The sequence below is a fragment of the Curtobacterium sp. UNCCL20 genome, assembly GCF_900101675.1.
Taxonomy (GTDB): Bacteria; Actinomycetota; Actinomycetes; order Actinomycetales; family Microbacteriaceae; genus Curtobacterium.
Genome location: NZ_FNKG01000001.1, coordinates 1,614,796 through 1,638,466, shown reverse-complemented (window position 1 = coordinate 1,638,466; position 23,671 = coordinate 1,614,796). Strand labels below are relative to the sequence as shown.

The window sequence follows — 23,671 nt, the reverse complement described above, 5'->3', positions numbered from 1 at the left end:
GGGGTGGGGGTGAGGCTGAGGCGGGGTCGTGCTGTACGGCGTTGCGGGAACGTTCCCGCACGGTGGTCGAGTGTGGCGCGGCCGGGTGAACGCGAGGTGCCGCGAGCCTCGCCGCCGGGTGAACTCCGCGCGTGGGACCGCTCAGGCGGCGGCAGGCGCGGGTCCCTCGGCCGCCTTCGCACAACCAAAGTGCGCGCGAACCGCATCGATCGGCGGCGCAGGCAGACTTTGGTTGTGCGAACGGCGAACGGCGAACGGCGAGCGCCGAGCGCCCGGTGCGGGGCCGGGCGCGACGGCTGCGACAATGAGCGGGTGAACACACGCACCTGGGGTTGGCTCGCCGCCGTCATCGACGTCGTGCTCATCGTCGTCTTCGCGCTCATCGGGCGGTCGTCGCACGGCGAGGCGTTCTCGCCGCTCGGACTCTGGACGACCGCCTACCCGTTCCTCGCCGGCTGGGCGATCGCCTACGTCACGAGCGGCGGCTGGGCCAGGCCGCTCCGGTTCTGGCCGACCGGAGTCGTCGCCTGGATCCTCACCGTGTTCGTCGGGATGGCGATCCGGGTCGCCACGGGGCAGGGCGTGGTCGACGGCAACCCCCTGCCGATCTCGTTCGTGATCGTCGCCACCATCGTGCTCGGCGTGTTCCTGCTGGGCTGGCGCGCGATCGCCCGCGGCGTCATCCGTGCCACCGAGAAGCGGACCGGCGGACGCGCCGACCAGGACGGTCACACCAACCGGGACACCGTGGCGTCCGACGCGTGAACGGCAGCCGCGGCGCGCAGCCGACCATCCTCGACGTCGCCGCACGTGCCGGCGTCTCGAAGTCGGCCGTGAGCCGCGTCCTCTCCGGCACGGGGAGGTTCTCCGACGAGACACGTGAACGCGTCGAGCGCGCCGCGGCCGAGCTGGGGTACGTGGCGAACGCGATGGCCCGGGGCCTCGTCAGCGGTCGGACCCACACGATCGGGATGCTGGTGCGCGATGCGTCCTCGATGGTCTACACCGCCCTGCACGCGGTGATGGAGCGGCGGGCGTCGGAGCTCGGCTACCGCGTCGTCACCACCACCGGTGTGGGGCGGGTCGAGGACGAGAAGTCCGCCCTCGCGGCCCTGGTCTCGATGCGGGTCGACGGACTCGTGGTGTGCAGCGGGCTCATGCCGGCCGCCGACATCGCCGAGTTCGCGCCCCGGATCGCCACCGTCGTCGCCGGGCGGCCCGAACTCCACCCTGCGCTGTCGAGCGTCTACTGCGACGAGGTCGACGGCGGGGCGACGATCGCCGACGCCGTCGCCGATGCGGGACACACCACCGTGATCGTCCTGACCGTGCCGCTCGACAACGCGATCACGCAGCACGCTCGGTCGAGCGCCATGGCCGATCGACTCCGGACACGTGGTGCGCGGGTGATCGACATCGACGCGAGCTTCGTGCGGCCGCCGGACGACATCGCGGCCGACGTCGCCGACGTGATGCACGAATCCGGTGCCACCGCGGTGATGTGTCCGACGGACCGGCTCATGCTCGACGTCTGCGATGCCCTCGCCCGCCGTGGCGTCCAGGTGCCGACCGACATCTCCGTGACCGGGTTCGACGGGGTCTACCCGCTCGCCAACGACTGGATCGGGTTCACGACGCTCGAGCAGCCGATCGAGCGCATCGGTCGCGAGGCGATCGACCTCGTCATCGGCCGCATCGACGACCCGTCCCGCCCGGTCGAGCACCGTTCCCTGCGGGGCACCGTCATCCCCGGTCGGACCCTGCTCCCCCGCTGACAGCGCGAACCTCGCACGGGCTGGGCAAGCACGCACGGTGCGAATCCACCGACCACCGCCCGACCAGCACCCCCACCGACCCAGCACCCCCACCGACCGACCGCGGGACCGCGGGACCACCGCACGCACCACCCGCGCACCTAGAACAACCCGGAGCGCGGCCCCTCCTCGGGCCCGTCGAACCCGCGGAACATGTCCGACACGAGCGCCTCGATCTGCGGCTCGACCAGGCGCTCGACGGCCTCGGCGATCCGCTCCCGATGGTCGATCAGCGCCAGGCACACGGCGGTGCCGGTGGAGCGGGCGCACTCGTCGGACAGCTCGATCTCGTGCCGGAGCGCGGCCTTCGCCTCGTCGGACAGCGGCTCGCGGGGCGTCTGCTCCGCCGCCCCGGTCCCCGCGAGCTCGCCGAGCGTGAAGAGGAACGGCGAACCCGGCGACGGCTCCGGGTCAACGTCGAGACCCTGGAACTCGGGCGACAGCCCCTCGGCCGGCTGGTACCCCGCGTGCCGCTTCCGCGCGTCCGCCCGCTCGAGTTCGCGCTGCAGCAGCGGCAGGTTCTTCGCGGTGTAGTCATCGACGGCGTCCTCGACGATGGTCGAGATCCGTCCGATGAGCGCGTGCTGGACGGCGTGCGGGACGTCCGGTCCGAAGCCGGCCGCCGAGGCGATCGGCGATCCGGTGCACTTCCGGCAGATGCGGGTGCGCGGCCGCGCGGTCCCGATCTGCCAGCGCGGCAGCCAGCGCAGCCAGACATCGACCGCGCCTCGTACGCGCCCCTCGATGCCGTCCATGCCCTCAACAGTAGGCCTGGAGGGACGGATCACCCCCGGGAACACAGGCCTGTTGACGGATCGGCCGGGTTCTCAGGCCCGCGGTTCCGTCACGAAGTCGATGAGCTCCTCGACACGGCCGAGCAGCTGCGGCTCGAGGTCGGCGAACGTCCGCACCTGGCCGAGGATCCGCTGCCACGCCCGGGCGATGTCGGCCTGCTCCGCGTGCGGCCAGCCGAGGGCCTGGCAGATGCCCTTCTTCCACTCGATCGAGCGCGGGATGACGGGCCACGACGCGAGTCCGACGCGGGCGGGCTTGACGGCCTGCCAGACGTCGACGAACGGGTGCCCGACGACGAGCACGTGCGCGGCCCACTTCCCGCGCATCACGGCGTCGGCGAAGCGGGACTCCTTCGACCCGGGCACGAGGTGGTCGACGAGCACACCGACGCGCCGATCACGGGACGGCTGGAAGTCGTCCAGGACCGAAGCCAGGTTGTCGACGCCGGACAGCTCCTCGACGACGACGCCCTCGACGCGGAGGTCGGCTCCCCAGACCTTCTCGACGAGCTCGGCGTCGTGCTTGCCCTCGACCATGATCCGGGAGGGCAGCGCCACCCGGGCCCGCTGCGACTCCACCGCGAAGGACCCGGACGCGGTGCGGAGGCGACCGCCGTCGGACGCCTGCCGGACGGCGGGCGCGGCCCCGGGCCTCCAGTCAGCGTGGACGGAGCCGGCGGCGCCGGCGGAACCAGCGGCACCGGCGGAACCGACGCGACCAGCGGCCGACCGCCCGACCGGTGCCTGCGGCCGCCCGAGCGTGACGAGCTCACCCTCGAGCAGGAACTGCCCGCTGAACGGGAACGACCGGGTGCGGCCCTTCCAGTCCTCGAGCTCGACGTTCCCCGCCTCGAGCCGCACCACGGCGCCCGCCCACCCAGTAACGGGGTCCTCGAGCACCATGTCGCGTTCGAGCGGCACCTGCCGCACCTTCTTCACTCCGCGCGAGCGCCAGTCCCCCGAGAGCACATCGCCGCCGTACCGGTCGTCGTCCACCCGCACGAGGGTACTGTCGAGTGGGCTCCGGACGACGTCGACCGGCCGATCCCCCACCATCTCGACGGAAGGCTCCCCTCTTGCGCGCAGCGATCATCCACGCCCCGAACGACATCCGCGTCGAGGACCGCGACCAGCCCGGTCTGATCACCCCGAAGGACGTCGTCGTCAAGGTCGTCGCCGCCTGCGTGTGCGGCTCGGACCTCTGGCCGTACCGCGGCGTCACGAAGACGAAGGAGCCGCACCCGATCGGGCACGAACTCGTCGGCGAGGTCGTCGAGGTCGGCGACGACGTGACGGACCTGCACGTCGGCGACTTCGTCATCTCCCCGTTCACGATGAACGAGGGCACCTGCCAGGCCTGCCGGCACGGGATGACCACCGGCTGCGACCACCTCTCCGGCTTCGGCGGGAACGACGCCTACGGCGACCCGGTCGGCGGCGCGCAGGCGGAGTACGTCCGCATCCCGGACGCGCAGGCGACCCTCGTCGCCGTGCCCGGCCCGGTCGACCCGGCGCTCGTCCCGTCGCTGCTGACCCTGTCCGACGTGTTCTCGACCGGGCACCACGCCGCGGTGTCGGCGGCGGTCGGGCCCGGCAAGACCGTGGTCGTCGTCGGTGACGGTGCGGTCGGCCTCTCGGCGGTGCTCGCGTCGAAGCGCCTCGGCGCCGACCGGATCATCGCGATGAGCCGGCACGCGGACCGGCAGGCGCTCGCCCGCGAGTTCGGTGCGACGGACATCGTCGCGGCCCGCGGCGCCGAGGGCGTCGCGGCGGTCAAGGAGCTGCTCGGCGGCGACCTGGCCGACTGCGCGGTCGAGGCCGTGGGGACCGAGGAGAGCATGGACCAGGCGCTGCACTCGGTCCGTCCGGGTGGCAACCTCGGCTTCGTCGGAGTCCCGCACGGGGTGCCCACCATCGGGACGCGCTACCTCTTCGACACGAACATCACCGTCGCGGGCGGCATGGCGCCGGCCCGGAAGTACATCCCCGAGCTGCTGCCGGACGTGCTCTCGGGTGCGATCGAGCCGGGCCGCGTGTTCGACCTCGAACTCCCGCTCGACGAGACCGCCGAGGCGTACCGCGCGATGGACGAGCGCCGCGCCGTCAAGGTGCTGCTGCGCCCGTAGCGCGCACGCGACCACCCCGGGCCCTGGAGGCGCGGTGCCAGCTGGCACCGCGCCTCCAGGCCGTCCCGGGTCGCGTCCTGGGCTGCAGGTCGACGCGGGCCGACGGCCCGCACGTTTCGCGGGGCGGAACGCGTGTTTCGAATCGGTAAACAAACCTTTCAGTAAAGAAGGTTGTCCGTTACAGTCCTCGACATGACCACACGAGGACGCACCCCCGGCCAGCCCGGCCTCCTCCGTGTGCTCAACGACCGGGCCGCCCTCGAACTCCTGCTCGACGAGGGTCCGCTCACCCGCAACGAGATCGCCCAGCGCACCGGCCTCAGCAAGCCGACCGCCGCCGAGATCATCCGGCGCCTCGAGTCCGCCGCGCTCATCCGCGGAGCCGGCACGTGGTCCCAGGCCGGCCGCCGTGGCCCGAGCGCCGTCGTGTACGAGGCGATCACCGACCGCGACCTCGCCGTCGCCGTCGACGTCCAGCTCGTCGACGTCCGCTCCACCGTCGTGGACGCTGCCGGCCGCACCTTCCCCGTGGCGACGCACCGGATGTCCGCCGACGAGATGCGCGCCCCCGGTGCCGACATCGTCGCCGCGGCGATCTCCCGCGCCGCCGCCGCGGCGGACGTCGACCCCGAGCTCGTCACCGCCGTCGCGGTGGGCGTGCAGGCGAGCGTCGACCACGCCACCGACACCCTCATCTTCACCGACGGCCTGCCCGGCTGGCCGCGCGACCAGGTCTCGACCACCCTGTCGGAAGCCCTCGGCGTCCGCGTCGTCATCGAGAACGACGCGAACCTCGCCGCCATCGCCGAGCGGAACATGGGCGCCGGACGGACCCCCGGATCGTTCGCCCTGTTCTGGATGGCGGAGGGCCTCGGCATGGCCCTCGACCTGCACGGCCACCTGCACACCGGCGCGTCCGGTGCCGCGGGTGAGATCGGCTACCTCAGCGTGCCCGCCGACGCACGCTCCATCGACCCGACGGCGACGATCGTGGCGGACCTCATCTCCGAGTCCGCGATCACCGCACTCGCCGCCGAACACGGGATCACGGCACCGGACGGCTCCGCAGCCGACTGGCGCCAGGTGCTCCCGCAGCTGCCCGGACTCCCCGAGCAGCACCCCTTCACCACCGCCCTCGGCGAGCGCGTCGGGCACAACGTGCTCCCCGCCCTCGCCGTCGCCGACCCCGAGACGGTCGTCCTGCACGGCCCGACCGGGATCGCGGGCGGTCCCGCCCTGGCCGCCGCCGTGACCGCCTGGCTCCGGACCCGCACCCGCTGGTCCACCGCCGTGGTGGCGCCCGGTGTCCCCGACACCCCCGTCCTGCACGGTGCGCGGCACGTCCTCATCGACGTCGTCCGCACCGCGCTCGCAGACCGGCTCGAGCGCATCAGCGACGATGCGCCCGCACCGGAACCCGCCGAGCGCCCCTGACCCCTCCGCCCAGCGGAGACCCACCCGCACCACTCGAGGCACCACACCCCGGCCCTGTCCCAGGGCTCTTCAGCGCGCCCGGAAACGGGCCGCCTGGTCGAGACCAGAGAGCGAGTACTGATGCACCCCTCCGCCAAACGATCCGCCACGAGGATCCTCACCGTCACGGCGATGGCCGCTGCCGGCGCCCTCGTCATGGCCGGCTGCAGCTCCGGCAGCAGCGCCGCCGACGTCGCCGACAAGGCGCCGAAGGACCTCAAGGGCACCGTGTCCCTGTGGCACTTCTTCACCGGCCGCGAAGCCGGTGTCGTGAAGAGCGCCGTCGCCGGCTTCGAGAAGGCGAACCCCGGCGTCACCGTCGACATCCACGCCGGGCAGGACGACGAGAAGCTCCAGAAGGCGATCTCGTCGGGGCAGAACATCGACGTCGGACTGTCCTACTCGACGGCGATCGTCGGCAGCTTCTGCTCCTCCGGCGCCTTCCGTGACCTGTCGCCGTACATCAAGCGGGACAAGGTCGACCTGTCGGACATCCCGAAGGCCGTCCGCTCCTACACCCAGTACAAGGGCACCCGGTGCACCCTGCCGGCCCTCGCCGACGTCAGTGCGCTGATGTACAACAAGCCCGCCATGCAGGCCGCGGGGATCACGACCCCGCCGAAGACGCTCGACGAGCTCAAGGCCGACGCGCTGAAGATGACGACCTACAACGCCGACGGCTCGATCAAGCAGCTCGGCTTCAACCCGCTCATCGACTTCTACGAGAACTCGCCCGAGCACTGGGCACCGATGGTCGACGGCTCCTGGCTGGACAGCAAGGGCAACAGCGTGATCGGCACCTCCGACGCGTGGAAGAAGCTCATCGAGTGGCAGAAGGGCTTCGTCGACGAGATCGGCTACGACAAGCTCAAGGCGTTCACCTCGGGCCTCGGTCAGGAGTTCGCCGCCGACAACGCGTTCCAGACCGGGCAGGTCGCGATGCAGATCGACGGTGAGTACCGCACGGCGTTCATCAAGGACCAGAAGCCGGACCTCGACTACGGCACCGCGCCCACGCCGGTGATGGACGGACTCGGCAACTACGGGTCGACGTACATCGCGGGCAACGTGGCGGGCATCGCCAAGGGGTCGAAGCACCCGGAGCTCGCCTGGGCACTGCTGAAGTACCTGTCCACGAACACGGACGCGCAGGTCACGATGGGCAACGGGCTGAAGAACATCCCGACGCTCACCTCGGCCCTGCAGTCCCCCGACCTCGAGGTCGACGAGAACTACAAGACCTTCGTCGACGTGGCCGGGAACAAGGACACGATGACCTCGCCCGGCACCGCCGACGGCGCCGCCTACATCGGGACCTTCACGAAGTTCTGGCAGGCGTACCAGCAGAACGGCGGCAACCTCGACGCCCAGCTCAAGAAGCTGGACTCCGACATCGACAACGCGAACCAGCTGGCTGGTCCGTGATGAGCACCACCACCAAGACCGCCGGACGGGAGGCGCGGCTCGCCCGTGCCTCCCGGCCCGCGGGCCCGACGGGGTCCGGTCCAGTGCCCCCCACTGCCCCGAAGCGTCGGGTCCGGTCCGCCGAGTCCCGCCGCCGCCTGGTCGCGCTGACGATGCTGGCACCGGCCCTGGCGGGCCTCGTGATCTTCTTCGCGTACCCGCTGGTCGCGTCGATCTTCTACTCGTTCACCCGGTACAACCAGCTGCAGGAGCCCGAGTTCGTCGGCCTGCTGAACTACCGGTTCCTGTTCACGCAGGACCCGCAGATCGGCCCCGCGGTCGTCAACACGCTGTGGTTCGTCGTCATCCTCGTGCCGGTCCGGATCGTCTGCGGGTTGCTCGTCGCCGGGCTCCTCAGCCGCGCGAAGACCGCCACCGGGTTCTGGCGGACGCTGTTCTACCTGCCCGCCCTGGTGCCGCCGGTGGCGAGCGTCGTGGCGTTCGTGTTCCTGTTCAACCCCGGCACCGGTCCGGTGAACCAGATCCTCCGGGTCTTCGGCATCGACGGCCCGCTCTGGTTCAACGACCCCGCCTGGTCGAAGCCCTCGCTCGTGATCATGGGCGTCTGGGTGATGGGCGACATCATGATCATCTTCCTGGCGTCCCTCCTCGACGTGCCGCGCGACCTGTACGAGGCGGCGTCGCTCGACGGGGCGAACGGCGTCCAGCAGGTCCGGCACATCACGCTGCCGACGATCGCGCCGGTCATCGGCTTCGCGGCCGTCACGGGGGTGATCGCGGCGCTGCAGTACTTCACCGAGGCCGCGGTGGCCTCGGGCGTCGCGAGCGGCAAGGCGACGATCGGCGGGGGCACGGCCGCCCAACTCGGCTACCCGGGCACGTCGCTCCTCACCTACACCGAGCTGCTCTACCAGCACGGGTTCGCGAACTTCCAGTTCGGCTACGCGTCCGCGATGGCCGTCGTGCTGTTCGTGATCACCGCCGTGGTGCTCGTCTTCACGATGCGCCGGATCAGCGTGTTCCGACCGGAGGAGTCCTGATGACCGCCGTCTCCCAGTCCCCGCTCGCCCGGGCTCCCCGAGGCGCGGCCCCGCGCACCGGGAAGCCCCGCGGCCGGACCCTGGTCTGGATCGCCGAGCACGCGGCCCTGGTGGCGCTCGGCGTCCTCACCATCGCCCCGATCGTCTTCGTGATCCTGACCTCGCTGATGTCGAGCAACCAGGCCCTCACCGCATCGATCCTGCCGCGCCCGTTCGACTTCTCGAACTACGGCCGGGTGTTCACCGAGCTGCCGCTGGCGCAGTGGTTCGGGAATTCGTCGATGTACGCCGTGCTCGCCACCGCGTTCATGCTCCTCAGCTCGGTGCCGGCGGCGTACGCCCTCGCACAGATCAAGTTCAAGGGTGCGAACCTCATCTTCACGGTGATCATCGTCGCGATGCTCCTGCCCCCGCAGGTCACCGCGGTGCCGGTCTACGTGATGTGGTCCGAGCTGCACCTGACCGGCACGCTCTGGCCGCTCATCCTGCCGAACCTGCTCGGCGACGCGTTCAGCATCTTCCTGCTCCGCCAGTTCTTCATGACGATCCCGAAGGAGTACGGCGACGCCGCCCGGATGGACGGCTGCAGCGAGTGGGGCGTGCTCTGGCGCGTCGTCGTGCCGATGGCCCGCCCGGGCATCGCGTCGGCGGCGATCTTCATGTTCTTCCACTCGTGGAACGACTACTACGGCCCGCTCCTCTACGCGTCCGAGAACCAGGCCGCCTGGCCGGTGGCGTACGGGCTCGCCACGTTCCGCGGACAGCACGGGACCGACTGGTCCATGACGATGGCGATGACCGTCGTCGTGATGGTCCCGGTCGTCGTCATCTTCTTCTTCGCACAGAAGGCATTCGTCGAGGGCATCGCGCTCACCGGCGTGAAGGGATAGCACCACAGTGAAACTCGCAGTCGTCGGTGGCGGATCCACCTACACCCCCGAACTCGTGGACGGCTTCGCCCGGCTCCGCGACCAGCTGCCCATCGACGAACTCTGGCTCGTCGACCCCGACCCGGTCCGCCGCGAACTCGTCGGCGGCGTCGCCAAGCGGATGTTCGCGCACGCCGGGCACCCCGGCACCGTGCACGTGACGGACGACGTCGTCGCCGGGGTCACCGACGCCGACGCCGTGATGTTCCAGCTCCGCATCGGCGGCCAAGCCGCACGGCAGCAGGACGAGACGTGGCCGCACGAGGCCTGCTGCATCGGCCAGGAGACCACCGGTCCCGGCGGGTTCGCCAAGGCGCTCCGCACCGTGCCCGTCGTGCTCGAGTACGCCGAGCTCGTCCGGAAGCACGCGAAGCCGGACGCCTGGATCGTGGACTTCACGAACCCGGTCGGCATCGTCACGCGGGCACTGCTCGAGGCCGGCCACCGCGCAGTCGGGCTCTGCAACGTCGCGATCGGGTTCCAGCGCCGGTTCGCGGCCGAGTACGGTGTCGCTCCGGATCGCGTCCGGCTCGACCACGTCGGCCTGAACCACCTGACCTGGGAGCGCGGCGTGCACGTCACCGACGCCTCCGGGGCGACGCGCGACGTCCTGTCCGAGCTGCTGTCCGGCGACGCGCTCGACCGGACCGCGGAGAGCGTGCACATGCAGTCGGACCTCCTCCGCCTGCAGCACGCCATCCCCTCGTACTACCTGCGGTACTTCTACGCGCACGACATCGTCCTCGAGGAGCAGCTGCACGAGCCCACCCGGGCCGAGGCCGTGATGGAGACCGAGCGGGCGCTCCTGGCGAAGTACGCCGACGAGTCGGTCGTCACGAAGCCCGTCGAGCTCGAGCAGCGCGGTGGCGCGTACTACTCCGAGGCCGCGATCGACGTGCTCTCCTCGATCCTCGGCGACCGGGGCGACGTGCAGGTCCTCAACGTCCGGAACGACGGCACGTTCCCGTTCCTCCCCGACGACCACGTGATCGAGGTCCCGGCCCGGGTCACCCGGCAGGCGATCACCCCGCTGCCCGTCGCCCCGCTCGCCCCCGACATGGCCGGGCTCGTGGCGCACGTCGCCGGCTACGAGCGGCTCGCGCTCGACGCCGCGGTGCACGGCGGTCGCGACCGGGTCCTCCAGGCGATGTGGGCGCACCCGCTCGTCGGGCAGGTCGACAAGGCCGAGAAGCTCACCGACCTGCTCCTGGCCGCGAACGCGGAGCACCTGCCGTGGGCGCGATCGGAGCAGGTGTCGTGGGCGGGCTGAGCCGGGGCGGCGAGGCGGGGACGACCCGCGCCTCCTGTCCGACGGCGGCCGCCCCGCCGACCGGCGGCGCTCCGTCCAGCGCTGGTCCTCCGCCGCCCGCGGCGAGCCCCGCTGACGTCGTCCTCGCCGTCGACGGCGGCGGCAGCAAGACCGACGTCGTCGCCATCGGGCTCGACGGTGCCATCGTCGGACACGCCCGCGGTCCTGGCTCGAACCCGCAGACCCGCGGGTGGGACGTCGCCGGTCCGATCCTCGACGACGTGCGCGCCCGGGTCGTCCGCGACCTCGGCGACCGCCACGTCCTGACCACGCACGTGTACCTCGCCGGGCTCGACCTGCACGACGAGCTCGTCGCCGCCGAGGCCGCACTGGCCCACTGGGGCGAGGACGGCGGCGCGCCGGACGTCCTCGACAACGACCTGTTCGCGCTGCTGCGGGCCGGGACGCTGTCGCCGGACGCGGCCGCCGTGGTCTGCGGCACGGGCATCAACGCACTCGCGGTGCGCGCCGACGGCGAGACCGCGCGGTTCCCCGCGATCGGTGACGTCTCCGGCGACTGGGGCGGTGGCGCGTACCTCGGCAACCGTGCGCTCTGGCACGCGGCCCGGGCCGACGACGGTCGCGGTCCGGCGACGGCGCTCGTCGACGCCGTCCCGGCGGCGCTCGGGCTGGACACCGTCCGCGAGGTCACCGAGGCGATCCACTTCGGTCGCCTCGACCACCGCGTCTTCAACCGGCTGTGCCCCGTGCTGTTCGAGGTCGCCGGAGCGGGCGACCGGGTCGCACGGAGCGTCGTGGAGCGTCAGGCCGAGGAGATCGTGCTCCTGGCGTCGGTGGCGCTCGGCCGGCTCGGACTCGGCACATCCGCGACGTCACCGGTGCCGGTGGTCCTCGGTGGCGGGGTGCTCGCCGCGCGGGACGCCCTGCTCGTGGACGGCGTCGTGTCGGGGCTCGCGGCGCGGGTGCCCGGCGCGGTGCCGACCTGGGTGACCGATCCCCCGGTGCTCGGTGCGGGCTTGGCGGCCCTGGAGTCGGTCGGTGCCGGCGAGGTCGCACTCCGCCGCTACCGCGAGGCCGTGCGCTCCCGCTCCTTCGCGTCCACCACGGCCGTGATCCGCTGACGCGGCTGCGGCGCGGCCGCGGCGCGGCCGCGGCTGCGCCGCGCCCCGCCCCGCCGCGCCGCGCCGCCGGCGGCCGCCGCCGAGACTCGCGCTGAGCGACACTTCTCGCGCACCTGAGCGCGAGAAGTGTCGCTCAGGCCGAGTCTCGGGCCACCACCCCGAGACTCGCCGCAGCGCTCAGGCGCACGCCAGCATCCCCAGCGTGTCCACCACGCGGTTCGAGAAGCCCCACTCGTTGTCGTACCAGGCGACCACCTTGACGTGCCGGCCCTCGTCGACCCGGGTCAGCAGCGAGTCGAAGACGCTGGACTCCGGCCGTCCGGTGATGTCCGTCGACACGAGCGGGTCGGCCGTGAACGCCAGCACCCCGGCGAGCGGACCGGCCGCCGCGGCACGGTAGGCCTCGTTGACCTCGTCGACGCTCACGGAACGGGACACGACGGTGTTCAACTCGACGATCGACCCGACGGGCACCGGCACGCGGATGGCGTCACCGGACAGCTTGCCCTCGAGGCGCGGCAGCACCAGCCCGATCGCCTTCGCGGCACCGGTCGACGTCGGCACGATGTTCACCCCGGCGGCACGGGCGCGGCGGAGGTCGCGGTGCGGCCCGTCCTGCAGGTTCTGCTCCTGCGTGTACGCGTGCACCGTCGTCATGAACCCGTGTTCGATGCCGGCGAGGTCGTCGAGCACCGAGGCCAGCGGCGCCAGCGCGTTGGTCGTGCAGGACGCGTTCGACACGACCGTATGCACGGCCGGGTCGAAGACGTCGGAGTTGACGCCGTAGGCGATCGTCGCGTCGGCACCGCTCGCCGGCGCGCTGATCAGGACCCGGCGTGCGCCAGCGGTGAGGTGCCCGGCCGCGGCGTCACGAGCGGTGAACCGCCCGGTGGACTCGAGGACGACCTCGACCCCGAGTTCGGCCCACGGCAGGGCGGCGGGTTCGCGCTCGGCCAGGACGCGCACGGGGTGGCCGTCGATCACGAGCGTGTCCCCGTCCACCTCGACGGTGCCGGCGAACGGGCCGAGCGCGGAGTCGTAGCGGAACAGGTGCGCGAGGGTCTCGGGGGCGGTCAGGTCGTTGACGGCGACGACCTCGAGGTCCTCGCCGCCCCGGGCGATGAGTGCGCGGAGCGTGTTGCGGCCGATGCGGCCGAAGCCGTTGATGGCGATGCGGGTCATGTGGAGTTCCTTTCGTTCCGCGGTCCATGCTCACGGGCCTGGAGGCGCGGCTCCAGTGGCAGGGAAGCCAGCGTCCGAAAGGATCTCGCCAACGCGATCGATGCTGCGGACTCGTCCGTCAGTCCTGGAACGTCCGGCGGTACTCGGTGGGCGAGGTCCCGAGGATGCGCCGGAAGTGCGTCCGCAGGTTCGCGTCCGACCCCAGCCCGGCACGCTCCGCGACCTGGTCGACGCCGAGGTCCGAGCGCTCGAGGAGTTCGCGGGCGAGGTCGACGCGTGCCCGGAGGACCCACTGCATCGGGGTGTAGCCCGTGTCCTCGACGAACCGCCGCGAGAACGTCCGCGGCGAGACCGTGGCGTTCCGCGCGAGCACCTCGAGCGTCAGTGGGTCGGCGAGGTGTCGGAGGGCCCACTCCCGGGTCTCGGCGAACACGTCGCCGAGCGGCTCCGGCACGCTCCGGGGCACGTACTGCGCCTGTCCGCCGCTCCGGTACGGGGCGCTGACGAGCCGCCGGGCGACGTGGTTCGACAGCGCGACGCCGTGGTCCTGCCGGACGATGTGCAGGCAGAGGTCGATCCCGCTCGCGGCGCCGGCACTGGTCAGGACCGACCCCGCGTCGACGAACAGCACGTCCTCGTCGACGTCGACCTCGGGGAACCGATCCCGGAGCACGCGCGTGTAGTGCCAGTGCGTGGTGGCACGTCGCCCGTCGAGCAACCCGGCCGCGGCCAGCGCGAACGCCCCCGTCGAGATCGCGGCGATCCGGACGCCCCGCTCGTGCGCCCGTGCGAGGGCATCGACCACGTCGGCCGGGGGTGGCGTGTCGGCCGGGAATCGGTACCCCGGGACGAAGACGGTCTCCGCCCACTCGAGTGCGTCGAGCCCGTGGTCGACCGCGTACGCGAGGCCGTCCCCGCCGGCGATCCGACCCGCCCGTGGACCGCACACCCGCACCTCGTACGGCATGCTCGGCCGGTTCGAGAACACCTGCGCCGGGATGCCGACGTCGAGCGGCTTCGCGCCGTCGAGCACGAGGACCGCGACGCGGTGCAGCGGGGTCGGCGCCATGCCCCGACGCTAGTCGACGCCGGTCACCCCGTCGGGCTCAGGCCGCGAGGTCCGCGTCACGGATCGCGAGCACCCGGTGCGGTGCCGCCTGCTCCGCCCGCCACCCCGACGGCAGCGCGTCCCGCAGCTCCGGCAGGGTGAACGACCGACGGATCGACCGCAGTCCGTCGACCCGGACGAACGTCCCCGCCGCCACGAACGTCGACGCCAGCGCGTACGCCCGGTAGGCCTCCGGCGATCGGCGGATGTCCGAGTGCAGGCTCCGGCTCGTCGCCAGCGCTTCGGAGTCGGCGAGGAAGCCGTGCCGTTCGTCGTCGCCGAGGTGGTGCAGCACGTGGTTCGACACGACGACGTCGAAGCGTTCGCCCCCAGCCAGCAGCTCGCCGCTGGACTGCTGCCGGAAGGTGACGCCGCGCGGGGTGGACCGCTCGGCGGCCTCGATCGCCCGCGCGTCCGGGTCAGCTCCGACGACCTCGACGTCGAACCCGTCGCTCGCCGCCCAGCGCACCAGCGCCCGGGCGAGGTCGCCGCCGCCGCAGCCCAGGTCGAGCACCCGGCCGCGGCCGCTCGCCGGCAGGGCGGGCACGACGTGCGTCCGCCACGCTGCGCGCCACCCGCTCACGAGGGCGTTGACGAGCGCGAAGCGGCGGAAGGTGCGGGCCAGGGCGCGCGGGTCACAGTCCGGCTCGTCCATCAGCTCGCGGAGGTCCAGTGCGCGCGTCGTCAGGTCGACGGCCTGGAGGCGCGGCGCACCCCCGGCGGGACGGCTCACGACGTCACCGCCGTCAGCCGGGCGCTCTCGACGGTGAGGCCCGGCCCGAAGGCGAGCGCCACGACGGACGACCCGTCCTCGAGGCCCGCTTCGACGGCCTCGCGGAGGACGAACAGCACCGTCGCGCTCGACATGTTCCCGTGGTCGCGGAGCACCGCCCGGCTCGCTGCGATCGCGTCGTCACCGAGGCCGAGGGCGTCCTGCGTCCGATCGAGGATCGCGCGGCCGCCGGGGTGGATCGCCCACACCGGCACCGTGCCCGCGGCGTCCGAGCCGAGCAGCGGTGCGACGGCCTCGGCGACCGTCGCACCGACGAGCTTCGGGACGGCGGTGCTGAGGACCATCTCGAAGCCCTCGTCGCCGATGTTCCACGCCATCTCGGAGGCGCCCTCGTGCACGACCGTGGTGGCGAACGCGTCGAGCCGGAGGCCGGGACCGCCGGCCGTGACCACGACCGCGGCTGCGCCGTCCCCGAAGACGCTGTTCGCGACGATCTGGTCCGGGTCGTCCGAGGCCCGGACGTGCAGCGTGCAGAGCTCGGCGCAGACGACGAGCACGACCGCCGCAGGGTCGGACTCGGCGAACGCGGCAGCGATCCGGAGCGCGGGGAACGCCGCGCAGCACCCCATGAACCCGATGTGCTGGCGGAAGACGGTCCGGCGGAGACCGAGCTGCTGGACGATGTCGAGGTCGGGACCGGGCTGTGTGAAGCCGGTGCACGACACGGTCACCACATGGGTGACGGAGTCCGGGGCGATCCCGGCCCGGTCGACCGCGTCACGGGCGGCCGCGACGAACAGCGCCGGGGCGAGCTCGCGGTACCGGTCGTTGCGTGTGCCGGTGGACGGCGAGCGGAGGGCACCGTCGTCGTCCCGGAACGCACCGGACGGCTGGGTGGCGTCGAGCTCGTCGAGCACGGTGTGGCGGTGGTCCACGGCGGAGGCGTCGAAGGCCGCGGGGACGAGCCGCTGACCGAGTCGTCCGAGGCCCGGCTGCCCGACGAAGAGGTCCCGCACCGCCGGCTGGTCGAGGGTCCTCGTGGGGACTGCGGTACCGATGGCGCGGATCGTTGCGGACACGACTCATCCTGTCACCGGGTCGCTGACACGTCCCCAGGTTGCACGGGTGGACGACACCGGAGACGGACACAGCACCACGGTTCCCCGCGGTGCTGTGTCCGGAACCCAGTTCCGTGGTGCGCGCGAGCCTCAGGCCTGCGCGCGCTCCAGCACGAGTTCGCGGACGCGCGCCGCGTCGGCCTGGCCCTTCATCGACTTCATGACCGCACCGATGATCGCGCCCGCCGCCTGGACCTTGCCGTCCTTGATCTTCGCGAGCACGTCGGGCTGCGCGGCCAGGGCCTCGTCGACCGCGGCGGTGAGCGCCGAGTCGTCCGAGACGACCTTGAGCCCGCGGGACTCGACGACCTGGGCGGGCGAGCCCTCGCCGGCGATGACGCCCTCGAGCACCTGGCGCGCGAGCCGGTCGGTGAGCTCGCCGGACTCGACGAGCCCGATGAGCTCCGCGACGTGCTGCGGCGACACGAGGTCACCGGGCGCGGCCTCCTGCGTGTTCGCCACGCGGCTGATCTCACCCGTCCACCACTTGCGCGCGGACTGCGGTGCGGCGCCGGCGGCGACGGTCCCCTCGACCTCGTCGAGCAGGCCGCCGTTGACGACGTCCTGGAACTCGAGGTCGGTGAAGCCCCAGTCGCCCTTGAGCCGGCGACGGCGTGCGACGGGCGCCTCGGGCAGGGACGCCCGGAGCTCCTCGATCACGGCCGGGTCCGGCACCACGGGGAGCAGGTCGGGCTCCGGGAAGTAGCGGTAGTCGTCGGCGTCCGACTTCGGACGGCCGGCCGAGGTGCGGCCGGTGTCCTCGTGCCAGTGCCGGGTCTCCTGCGTGATCGAGCCACCGGCGGCGAGGATCGCGGCCTGGCGCTGGATCTCGTAGCGGATGGCGCGCTCGACGGCACGGAACGAGTTGACGTTCTTCGTCTCCGTGCGGGTGCCGAGCTTCTCCTGCCCGCGCGGCCGCAGGGAGATGTTCGCGTCGCAGCGGAGGTTGCCGCGCTCCATGCGGGCCTCGGACACGCCGAGCGCACGGACGAGGTCACGGATGACCTGCACGTACGCGGCGCCGAGCTCCGGGGCGCGGTGTTCGGCACCGACGATGGGCTTCGTGACGATCTCGACGAGCGGGACACCCGCGCGGTTGTAGTCGACGAGCGAGTACTCGGCGCCCTGGATGCGGCCGGTGGCGCCACCGACGTGCGTCAGCTTGCCGGCGTCCTCTTCCATGTGGGCGCGCTCGATCGGGACGATGAAGATCGTACCGTCGGCGAGTTCGACCTCGACCTCGCCCTCGTACGCGATGGGCTCGTCGTACTGGGAGATCTGGTAGTTCTTCGGGTTGTCCGGGTAGTAGTAGTTCTTCCGGGCGAACCGCGAGGACTCGGCGATCGAGCAGCCGAGCGCGAGCCCGAGCTGGATCGAGTAGCGCACGGCCTGGGCGTTCACGACCGGCAGCGATCCGGGCAGCCCGAGGTCGACCGGCGTCACGTTCGTGTTCGGCTCACCACCGAAGAAGTTCGGGGCGTCGGAGAACATCTTGGTCTTCGTCGCGAGTTCGACGTGGACCTCGAAACCGAGGACCGGCTCGTACAGCCGGAGCGCCTCGTCGAAGTCCATCAGCGCGTCCTTCTGCGCCATCAGATCACACCTTCCTGCGCAGCGGACTGCTGACTCTGGTCGAGGTCCGGGATGCTGTCGATGAGCGGGGCACCCCACTGCTGCTCGAGCAGGCGCTCGAGCGCTGCACCGTAGCGGTACAGCCGGGCGTCCTCGCGCTGCGGGGCCATCAGCTGGACACCGGTCGGCAGGCCGTCCTCGGGTGCGAGGCCGTTCGGGATGCTCATGCCGGGGACGCCGGCGAGGTTCGCCGGGATCGTGGTGAGGTCGTTGAGGTACATCGCCAGCGGGTCGTCGATGCGCTCACCGATCGGGAACGCCGTCGTCGGCGCCGAGGGGCTGACGAGCAGGTCGACCTGCTCGAAGGCGGCCTGGAAGTCTCGCTGGACGAGCGTACGGACCTTCTGCGCGGAGCCGTAGTAGGCGTCGTAGTACCCGGCGCTGAGGGCGTAGGTGCCGAGGATGATGCGGCGCTTCACCTCGGGACCGAAGCCGGCTTCACGCGTGGCGGCCATGACGTCCTCGACCGTGGCGCTGTTCTCCGGGGTGACACGGAGGCCGAAGCGCACCGAGTCGAACTTCGCGAGGTTCGACGACGCCTCGGCCGGCAGGATCAGGTAGTACGCGCTGATCGCGTAGGCGAACGACGGTGCGTCGATCTCGACGACCTGGGCCCCGGCGGACTCGAGGATCGCCACGGTCTCCTGGAAGCGCTGGGTGACGCCGGCCTGGAAGCCCTCGCCACCGGCGAGCTCCTTCACCACGCCGACGCGGAGGCCGCGCAGCGTGTCGGCCTGGAGTCCCTCGCGCGCAGCGGCGGCCATGGATGGCCAGGCGTCCGGGATCGAGGTGGAGTCCTTCGGGTCGTGCCCGCCGATGACGTCGTGCAGGAGCGCGGCGTCGAGGACGGTGCGCGACACCGGGCCGACCTGGTCGAGGCTGGACGCGAGCGCGATCGCGCCGTAGCGGCTGACACCGCCGTAGGTCGGCTTCACACCGACCGTGCCCGTGACGGCCCCCGGCTGGCGGATCGAACCACCGGTGTCGGAACCGAGCGCGAGCGGTGCCTCGTGCGCGGCGACCGCTGCGGCCGAGCCGCCGCCGGACCCGCCGGGGATCCGGTCGAGGTCCCACGGGTTGTGCGTCGGGCCGTACGCCGAGAACTCGGTCGTCGAGCCCATCGCGAACTCGTCCATGTTGGTCTTGCCGAGCAGCACGAGGCCGGCGGCGCGGAGCTTCGCGACCGGGGTGGCGTCGTACGGGGGCACCCAGCCTTCGAGGATCTTCGAGCCGGACGTGGTCGGCATGTCCTGCGTGCACAGGACGTCCTTCACGGCGATCGGCACGCCCGCGAGCGGACCGAGGTCGTCCCCGGCGGCACGGCGAGAGTCGATCGACTTCGCCGCGGCGATCGCGTTCTGGTTGACGTGGAGGAACGCGTGCACGTCGCCGTCCACCGCCTGGATGCGGTCGAGGTGGGCCTGCGTCGCTTCGACGCTCGAGACGTCGCGCGCCACCAGGGCGTCGGCGAGCGCCGCGGCGCTGAGCTTCGTGATGTCGTCAGTCACTGTTCTTCGCTCTACTGTTCTTCACCGAGGATGGCCGTCACGCGGAACCGTTCGCCGTCGGAGTCCGGGGCACCCGAGAGCGCCTGCTCCTGCGTGAGCGTCGGGCCGACCACGTCGGGTCGGGTGACGTTGCCGAGCGGCACGGGGTGGCTCGTCGCGGGGACGTCCGGTGTGGCGACCTCGGAGACCCGGGCGACGCTGTCGACGATGTGCGACAGCTCCCCCGTGAGCTTCTCGATCTCTTCGGGCGTGAGTGCGATACGCGCGAGGTTCGCCAGGTGGGCGACCTGCTCGCTCGTGATGTCAGGCATGGTGCTCCGTCGATCGGTTCGTGGAATGCCCACCAGTCTATTGGTGCCGTCCGTCGGGCCGGCCCGCCTGTGGAGAACGCGACGACCTGGAGGCGCGGTGCCGGTCCCGGGGACCGGCACCGCGCCTCCAGGCGGTCACTTCCCCGGCTGCTGCTGCTGCTGCTGCTGCTGCTTCTGCTGCTGCTGCTGCTTCGGGTTCTGCTGCTGCTTCGGGTCCTGTTGCTGCTGCGCCCCGCCCTGCGACGCGCCTGTCCCGTTCGACCCGGCCGACGACGTCGGCGTCGGCGTCGGCGTCGGCGTCGGCGTCGGCGTCGAAGCGTGACTCGGCTGGCCGATCATCGCCTGGTCGGGCGTCGGCAACGCTCCCCCGCCGACGGTCTGGTCGAGGTAGGACATCATCGACTTCCCGACGCCGAACTTCGCGCTGTACCCGGTCGTGCCCTGCAGGAACGGCCAGTTCGCCAGGCTCACCGCCCCCTGGACGTTGCCGATCCAGGTCGCGTTCGTGTACTTCGTGGTCGACGCGACCAGCCAGTTCTGCACGTCCCCGTCGGTCGTGCCCGTCTTGGCGAACTTCGGGATGCTGTCGCCCGGGTTCGCACTCGCGGCGGTGCCGGCGCCGGTGAGCACGCCCTGCAGGGCGTAGTCGACGGTGCCCGCGACGTCCGCTGCGACGCCCTGCGTGCAGGACGACGGCGACGGGGTGATCTTCGTGCCGTCCGACTCGGTCACCGAGTCGATCGCGGTCGGGGTGCAGACGACGCCGCCGTTCGCGAACCCGGCGTAGGCCTCTGCGAGGTCGATCGGCGAGAGCGAGTTGACCCCGAGGATCGAGGACGGCGTCTGGGTGAGCGGCCCGCCGGCAGCCGGGTGGATGCCCATCGACTGGGCGAGCTGCGCGATCTTGCAGAGGTCGAGCTGCTTGCCCATCTGCGCGTACGCGGTGTTGATCGACTCCGACGTGGCGGCCTGGACCGTCATCGAGGCGGGGACGCTCTCGGCGTTCGAGACGGGCCACGTGCCGCCGCTGACGTTCTGGCAGGAGTTCGTGAACTCGGCGTTCTCGAACGTGTGCTCGGACGTGGACACCGACTCGGACAGGGTGTGCCCGCTCGCGAGCCACTCCGCCAGCGTGAACACCTTGTACGTCGATCCGGTCTGGAAGCCACCGGAGTTGCCGTAGCCGCTGTCCGCGCTGTAGTTCACCGCCGTGGAACCCGCAGCACCGTTGTCCCCCTGCGTGTACGCGGTGTTCTGCACCATCGAGATGATGCGTCCGGTCCCGGGCTCGACGGTGACGTTCGAGCCTCCGACGTCGACGCCCGCCATGGTGGCCGGCACGTACGTCGACAGGGCGGTCTGCGCTCGGGCCTGCACGTCGAGGTCGAGCGACGTGTGGATCTGGAGGCCCTTCGTGTCGAGCGTCGCGATGCGCTCGGCGGCCGTCTTGCCGAACGCCGGGTCCTGCAGCACCTGGTCGCGCACGTAGTCGCAGAAGTAGCCGGCGTCGTAGCCCGTCGCCGCGGAGGAGCAGCCGTTCGCCGTGGCGGTGATCTTCGGTGTCACCGGCGTGGCCGTCGCGGCGTCACGCTCGGCCTTCGTGATGTCGTGGTGGACGTACATGCGCTCGAGGACGTAGTCGCGCCGTTCCTTGGTCGCCCTGTACCCGTTCGCCGTGCCGTTGTCGGCGTTCCCGGGCTGGTCGATCCGCAGGTTCGAGGGGTTGTTCAGGATCGCGACGAGCGTCGCCGACTGCGCCAGGGACAGGTCCTTCGCGTGCACGCCGAAGTAGTACTCGGCACCGGCCTCGGCGCCGTACACCCGCCCGCCGAGCCCGACCAGGTTGAGGTACCCGGTGAGGATCTGGTCCTTCGAGTACTTCTTGTTGACCGCGATCGCGTAGCGCATCTCCTGCAGCTTGCGCTGCGGCGTGACCCCGGCGGCGTCCTCGTAGCAGGCGGAGATCTTCTTCTGCGTGTCCGCGGCGTTCTTGCCCGTCAGCTCCTCGCACTGCTGGACGAGGACGTTCTTGACGTACTGCTGGGTGATGCTCGACCCGCCCTGCACGTCCCCGCCGACGACGGTCGCGGCCGCACCGCGCAGGGTGCCGACGACGTCGATGCCGCCCTCGTCGTAGAACCGCGGGTCCTCGGTGTCGATCGCGGCCTGCTTGAGACTCTTCGCCATCGCGTCGGAGGCGACGGTCGTCCGGTTCTCGGCGTAGAAGGACGCGATCTTGACCTGCTGGCCGTCCTTCGTCGCGTAGACGGACGACACCTGCTGGGGCGTCTGGATGTCGAGGTAGCTCGGTAGGTCCTCGAAGAACGCGACCGCGCCGGAGGTGCCCTCACCGGCGACGGCGACCCCCGGGGTGACCGCGACGGCGACGAGCATGCCGGCCAGCGCCGACATCGCGACGAACGTCAGGAGAGCACCAGGCCATCGCACCACACGCATGTCCGGAACCGTAGGGGCACGGTCTGTACTGGTTCTGCCGTGGAACGAGTGGAGGCTGCGCCGCTGTTCAGGTTGTCACACAGGTCAGTCGCGCTGCTGGAGGTCCTGCGGTCGGACGAGGTACATGTCGGGCGACGTCTGCGGGACCCCGCCCCGGCCGCCCCCGTCGCGACGGAGCTGCTCGAGCACGATGTCCGCCCGGCCGACGCCGATGAGCGCGACGTCGTGCAGCGATGCCGTCCCCGGCTTGAGGTAGTCGTTGTGGCCGACCGGACGGCGGAAAACGTCGCCGGTGTCCTGCGCGTCGACACTTCCGGCGAGGTCGAGGACCGTCGAACCGAACGACGCCGACCCCGGATCGGTCCCGAAGTAGCCGGAGCCCGCGATCGGGTCGCTGTGGGCGTCCCCGACGAAGACCTGCCCGGCGCCGACCGCCAGCTCGGCCGCGGTGCGCACGTCGCTGCCCGGGGACCCGAACACCGTCAGGCTGTCGGCGCTCATCCGGCCGGACGACAGCGCCATCAGGGCGGTCGTCGAACCGTACGAGTGGGCGACGACGTTGACCCGCGGCTGTTCGCCGTCCCGCAGCTGCCGCAGGCCGTCCACGGTCCGCTCGAGTCGCGCGGCCCCGGTCTTCGCGAGCCCGAGCGACAGGATGTTCGACAGGTCCGGGGTGCGGTAGCCCATCCAGGCCACCACCGCGACCCCGCTGCCCGGCCCCGGTGCCGCCACCCCGGCGAGGGTCGCCTGTTCGCTGTACAGGTCGTTCGCGGTGTTCGTGAAGTCGGCCATCTGCCCGGTGACCGTGAAGAACATGCCGGGGACGACGACCGTGACGTCGGCGGCGGTGGCCAGGTCACCGATGGCGATCGCGGCACGACCGGACCCTCGTGTGTCGAGCGTGATGAGCGACCGCGCCGGTGCCCCGGGATCGTGCACGAGCGCGCGTTCGACCTGCCCGAGCATCGCCGTCTGCGCAGCGGTCGCGTCGTGGTCGGCCAGCCCGATGGTGAGCACGGCACGGTTCGCCCGGTCCCGCACGTCGTACGGCACACCGTCGAGGTTGCCGACCGCCGACGGGGCGAAGGTCTCGAGCGTCTGCCGTTCCGCCGGAGCGAGCCCGGCCCACCAGGTCGTGACGTCGGCGGCGGTCGGCGGGTCGTCCTGCGCCGTCGCGAGCACGTGCGCGTCCTTGCCCGCGCGGAGGAGCTCGGACCGGTCCAGCTGCGAGAGGTCGGTGAGGAACGCCCGGCCGTGTGCGACGACGAGGTCCGCGGCGGCTGCCTGGGCCTGTACCCCGGTCATGACCGGCTGGATGCCCGAGTCCCGCGCGGGTCCTCCAGCGGTGGTCGCGACGACGGCGACCGAGTGCACGGCGGGCGCGACTGGGGCCTCGACCACTCCCAGTGAGTGCATCGAGGCGGTGAGCAGAGCCGCGGCGATGAGCAGCAATCGGGTCTCCCCCGGGAAGGCCGTCCCGACGTCCCCCTGCAGACGACGGGTGATGCTCTCACGAGTGTAAGGAGAATGCGCCTCCCGATGGCGTGCGGGATGCAACTTGACCCCTGAACTGGGTGGGTCGCATGGCGCGCCGCGGCGAGCGGACAGTCCGCGGTCGTGCTCCCGAGAG

20 protein-coding genes are annotated in these 23,671 nt (G+C 71.7%); 9 read left to right on the top strand and 11 right to left on the bottom strand.

Annotated features, from left to right (window positions below; translation table 11 throughout):
• Positions 1-312: 312 nt before the first annotated feature.
• A complete protein-coding gene (locus BLT36_RS07970; RefSeq protein WP_092093736.1) occupies positions 313-765 on the top strand; it encodes a DUF3054 domain-containing protein in 453 nt (150 codons plus the stop codon).
• Positions 762-1,775: a LacI family DNA-binding transcriptional regulator gene (locus BLT36_RS07965; RefSeq protein ID WP_092093733.1), complete on the top strand. Its 1,014-nt coding sequence runs from the start codon at positions 762-764 to the stop codon at positions 1,773-1,775. Before BLT36_RS07970 ends, BLT36_RS07965 begins: the two co-directional genes overlap by 4 nt.
• Positions 1,776-1,915: 140 nt before the next feature.
• Here BLT36_RS07965 and BLT36_RS07960 read toward each other — a convergent pair whose 3' ends face one another.
• Positions 1,916-2,569 (bottom strand): spermidine/putrescine ABC transporter substrate-binding protein, encoded by a 654-nt coding sequence (locus BLT36_RS07960; protein WP_092093731.1) that lies wholly within the window; start codon positions 2,567-2,569, stop codon positions 1,916-1,918.
• A 72-nt stretch (positions 2,570-2,641) separates the two neighbouring features.
• Positions 2,642-3,604, bottom strand: coding sequence for a DUF3097 domain-containing protein (locus BLT36_RS07955; protein WP_092094489.1), 963 nt, complete (start codon positions 3,602-3,604; stop codon positions 2,642-2,644).
• Positions 3,605-3,684: 80 nt separating this feature from the next.
• Between BLT36_RS07955 and BLT36_RS07950 the strand changes: the two genes are divergently transcribed.
• From BLT36_RS07950 to BLT36_RS07920, 7 genes are all read left to right on the top strand, one after another.
• Positions 3,685-4,734, top strand: coding sequence for an alcohol dehydrogenase catalytic domain-containing protein (locus tag BLT36_RS07950; RefSeq protein WP_092093727.1), 1,050 nt, complete (start codon positions 3,685-3,687; stop codon positions 4,732-4,734).
• Positions 4,735-4,926: 192 nt separating this feature from the next.
• Entirely contained in the window at positions 4,927-6,168 is a 1,242-nt protein-coding gene (locus BLT36_RS07945) for an ROK family transcriptional regulator (RefSeq protein ID WP_092093724.1), read from the top strand.
• Between the two features lie 120 nt (positions 6,169-6,288).
• Positions 6,289-7,632: an extracellular solute-binding protein gene (locus BLT36_RS07940; protein ID WP_092093721.1), complete on the top strand. Its 1,344-nt coding sequence runs from the start codon at positions 6,289-6,291 to the stop codon at positions 7,630-7,632.
• Positions 7,632-8,672 (top strand): carbohydrate ABC transporter permease, encoded by a 1,041-nt coding sequence (locus BLT36_RS07935; RefSeq protein ID WP_092093719.1) that lies wholly within the window; start codon positions 7,632-7,634, stop codon positions 8,670-8,672. Before BLT36_RS07940 ends, BLT36_RS07935 begins: the two co-directional genes overlap by 1 nt.
• Positions 8,672-9,562 carry a carbohydrate ABC transporter permease gene (locus BLT36_RS07930; protein WP_092093716.1) on the top strand — a complete coding sequence of 297 codons (891 nt, stop codon included), beginning with the start codon at positions 8,672-8,674 and terminating at the stop codon, positions 9,560-9,562. The genes BLT36_RS07935 and BLT36_RS07930 overlap by 1 nt, the downstream gene beginning before the upstream one ends.
• Before the next feature lie 7 nt (positions 9,563-9,569).
• Entirely contained in the window at positions 9,570-10,871 is a 1,302-nt protein-coding gene (locus BLT36_RS07925; protein ID WP_092093714.1) for a 6-phospho-beta-glucosidase, read from the top strand.
• Complete coding sequence (locus BLT36_RS07920) at positions 10,859-11,992, top strand: N-acetylglucosamine kinase (RefSeq protein WP_254787434.1); 1,134 nt, start codon at positions 10,859-10,861, stop codon at positions 11,990-11,992. The genes BLT36_RS07925 and BLT36_RS07920 overlap by 13 nt, the downstream gene beginning before the upstream one ends.
• Before the next feature lie 177 nt (positions 11,993-12,169).
• On the opposite strand, the gene gap is transcribed toward BLT36_RS07920, so the two are convergent.
• From gap to BLT36_RS07875, 9 genes are all read right to left on the bottom strand, one after another.
• Entirely contained in the window at positions 12,170-13,174 is a 1,005-nt protein-coding gene (gene gap, locus BLT36_RS07915; protein WP_092093712.1) for a type I glyceraldehyde-3-phosphate dehydrogenase, read from the bottom strand.
• Between the two features lie 118 nt (positions 13,175-13,292).
• Positions 13,293-14,243 carry a GlxA family transcriptional regulator gene (locus BLT36_RS07910; RefSeq protein ID WP_092093709.1) on the bottom strand — a complete coding sequence of 317 codons (951 nt, stop codon included), beginning with the start codon at positions 14,241-14,243 and terminating at the stop codon, positions 13,293-13,295.
• A gap of 37 nt (positions 14,244-14,280) precedes the next feature.
• On the bottom strand, positions 14,281-15,015 hold the full coding sequence (locus BLT36_RS07905) for a methyltransferase domain-containing protein (protein ID WP_092093707.1): 735 nt from the start codon (positions 15,013-15,015) through the stop codon (positions 14,281-14,283).
• Positions 15,012-16,094 (bottom strand): type III polyketide synthase, encoded by a 1,083-nt coding sequence (locus BLT36_RS07900; protein ID WP_092093704.1) that lies wholly within the window; start codon positions 16,092-16,094, stop codon positions 15,012-15,014. Before BLT36_RS07900 ends, BLT36_RS07905 begins: the two co-directional genes overlap by 4 nt.
• Before the next feature lie 129 nt (positions 16,095-16,223).
• Positions 16,224-17,726, bottom strand: a complete 1,503-nt coding sequence (gene gatB / locus BLT36_RS07895; protein ID WP_092093701.1) for an Asp-tRNA(Asn)/Glu-tRNA(Gln) amidotransferase subunit GatB — start codon at positions 17,724-17,726, stop codon at positions 16,224-16,226.
• Positions 17,726-19,273 carry an Asp-tRNA(Asn)/Glu-tRNA(Gln) amidotransferase subunit GatA gene (gatA, locus tag BLT36_RS07890; RefSeq protein WP_092093699.1) on the bottom strand — a complete coding sequence of 516 codons (1,548 nt, stop codon included), beginning with the start codon at positions 19,271-19,273 and terminating at the stop codon, positions 17,726-17,728. Before gatA ends, gatB begins: the two co-directional genes overlap by 1 nt.
• Before the next feature lie 11 nt (positions 19,274-19,284).
• Complete coding sequence (gene gatC / locus BLT36_RS07885) at positions 19,285-19,584, bottom strand: Asp-tRNA(Asn)/Glu-tRNA(Gln) amidotransferase subunit GatC (RefSeq protein WP_092093696.1); 300 nt, start codon at positions 19,582-19,584, stop codon at positions 19,285-19,287.
• Positions 19,585-19,719: 135 nt separating this feature from the next.
• The gene (locus tag BLT36_RS07880; protein WP_092093694.1) at positions 19,720-22,041 is read right to left on the bottom strand and encodes a transglycosylase domain-containing protein; all 2,322 of its coding nucleotides are present in this window, start codon (positions 22,039-22,041) and stop codon (positions 19,720-19,722) included.
• A gap of 84 nt (positions 22,042-22,125) precedes the next feature.
• A complete protein-coding gene (locus BLT36_RS07875) occupies positions 22,126-23,457 on the bottom strand; it encodes an alpha/beta hydrolase (RefSeq protein WP_175529542.1) in 1,332 nt (443 codons plus the stop codon).
• Positions 23,458-23,671: the final 214 nt, after the last annotated feature.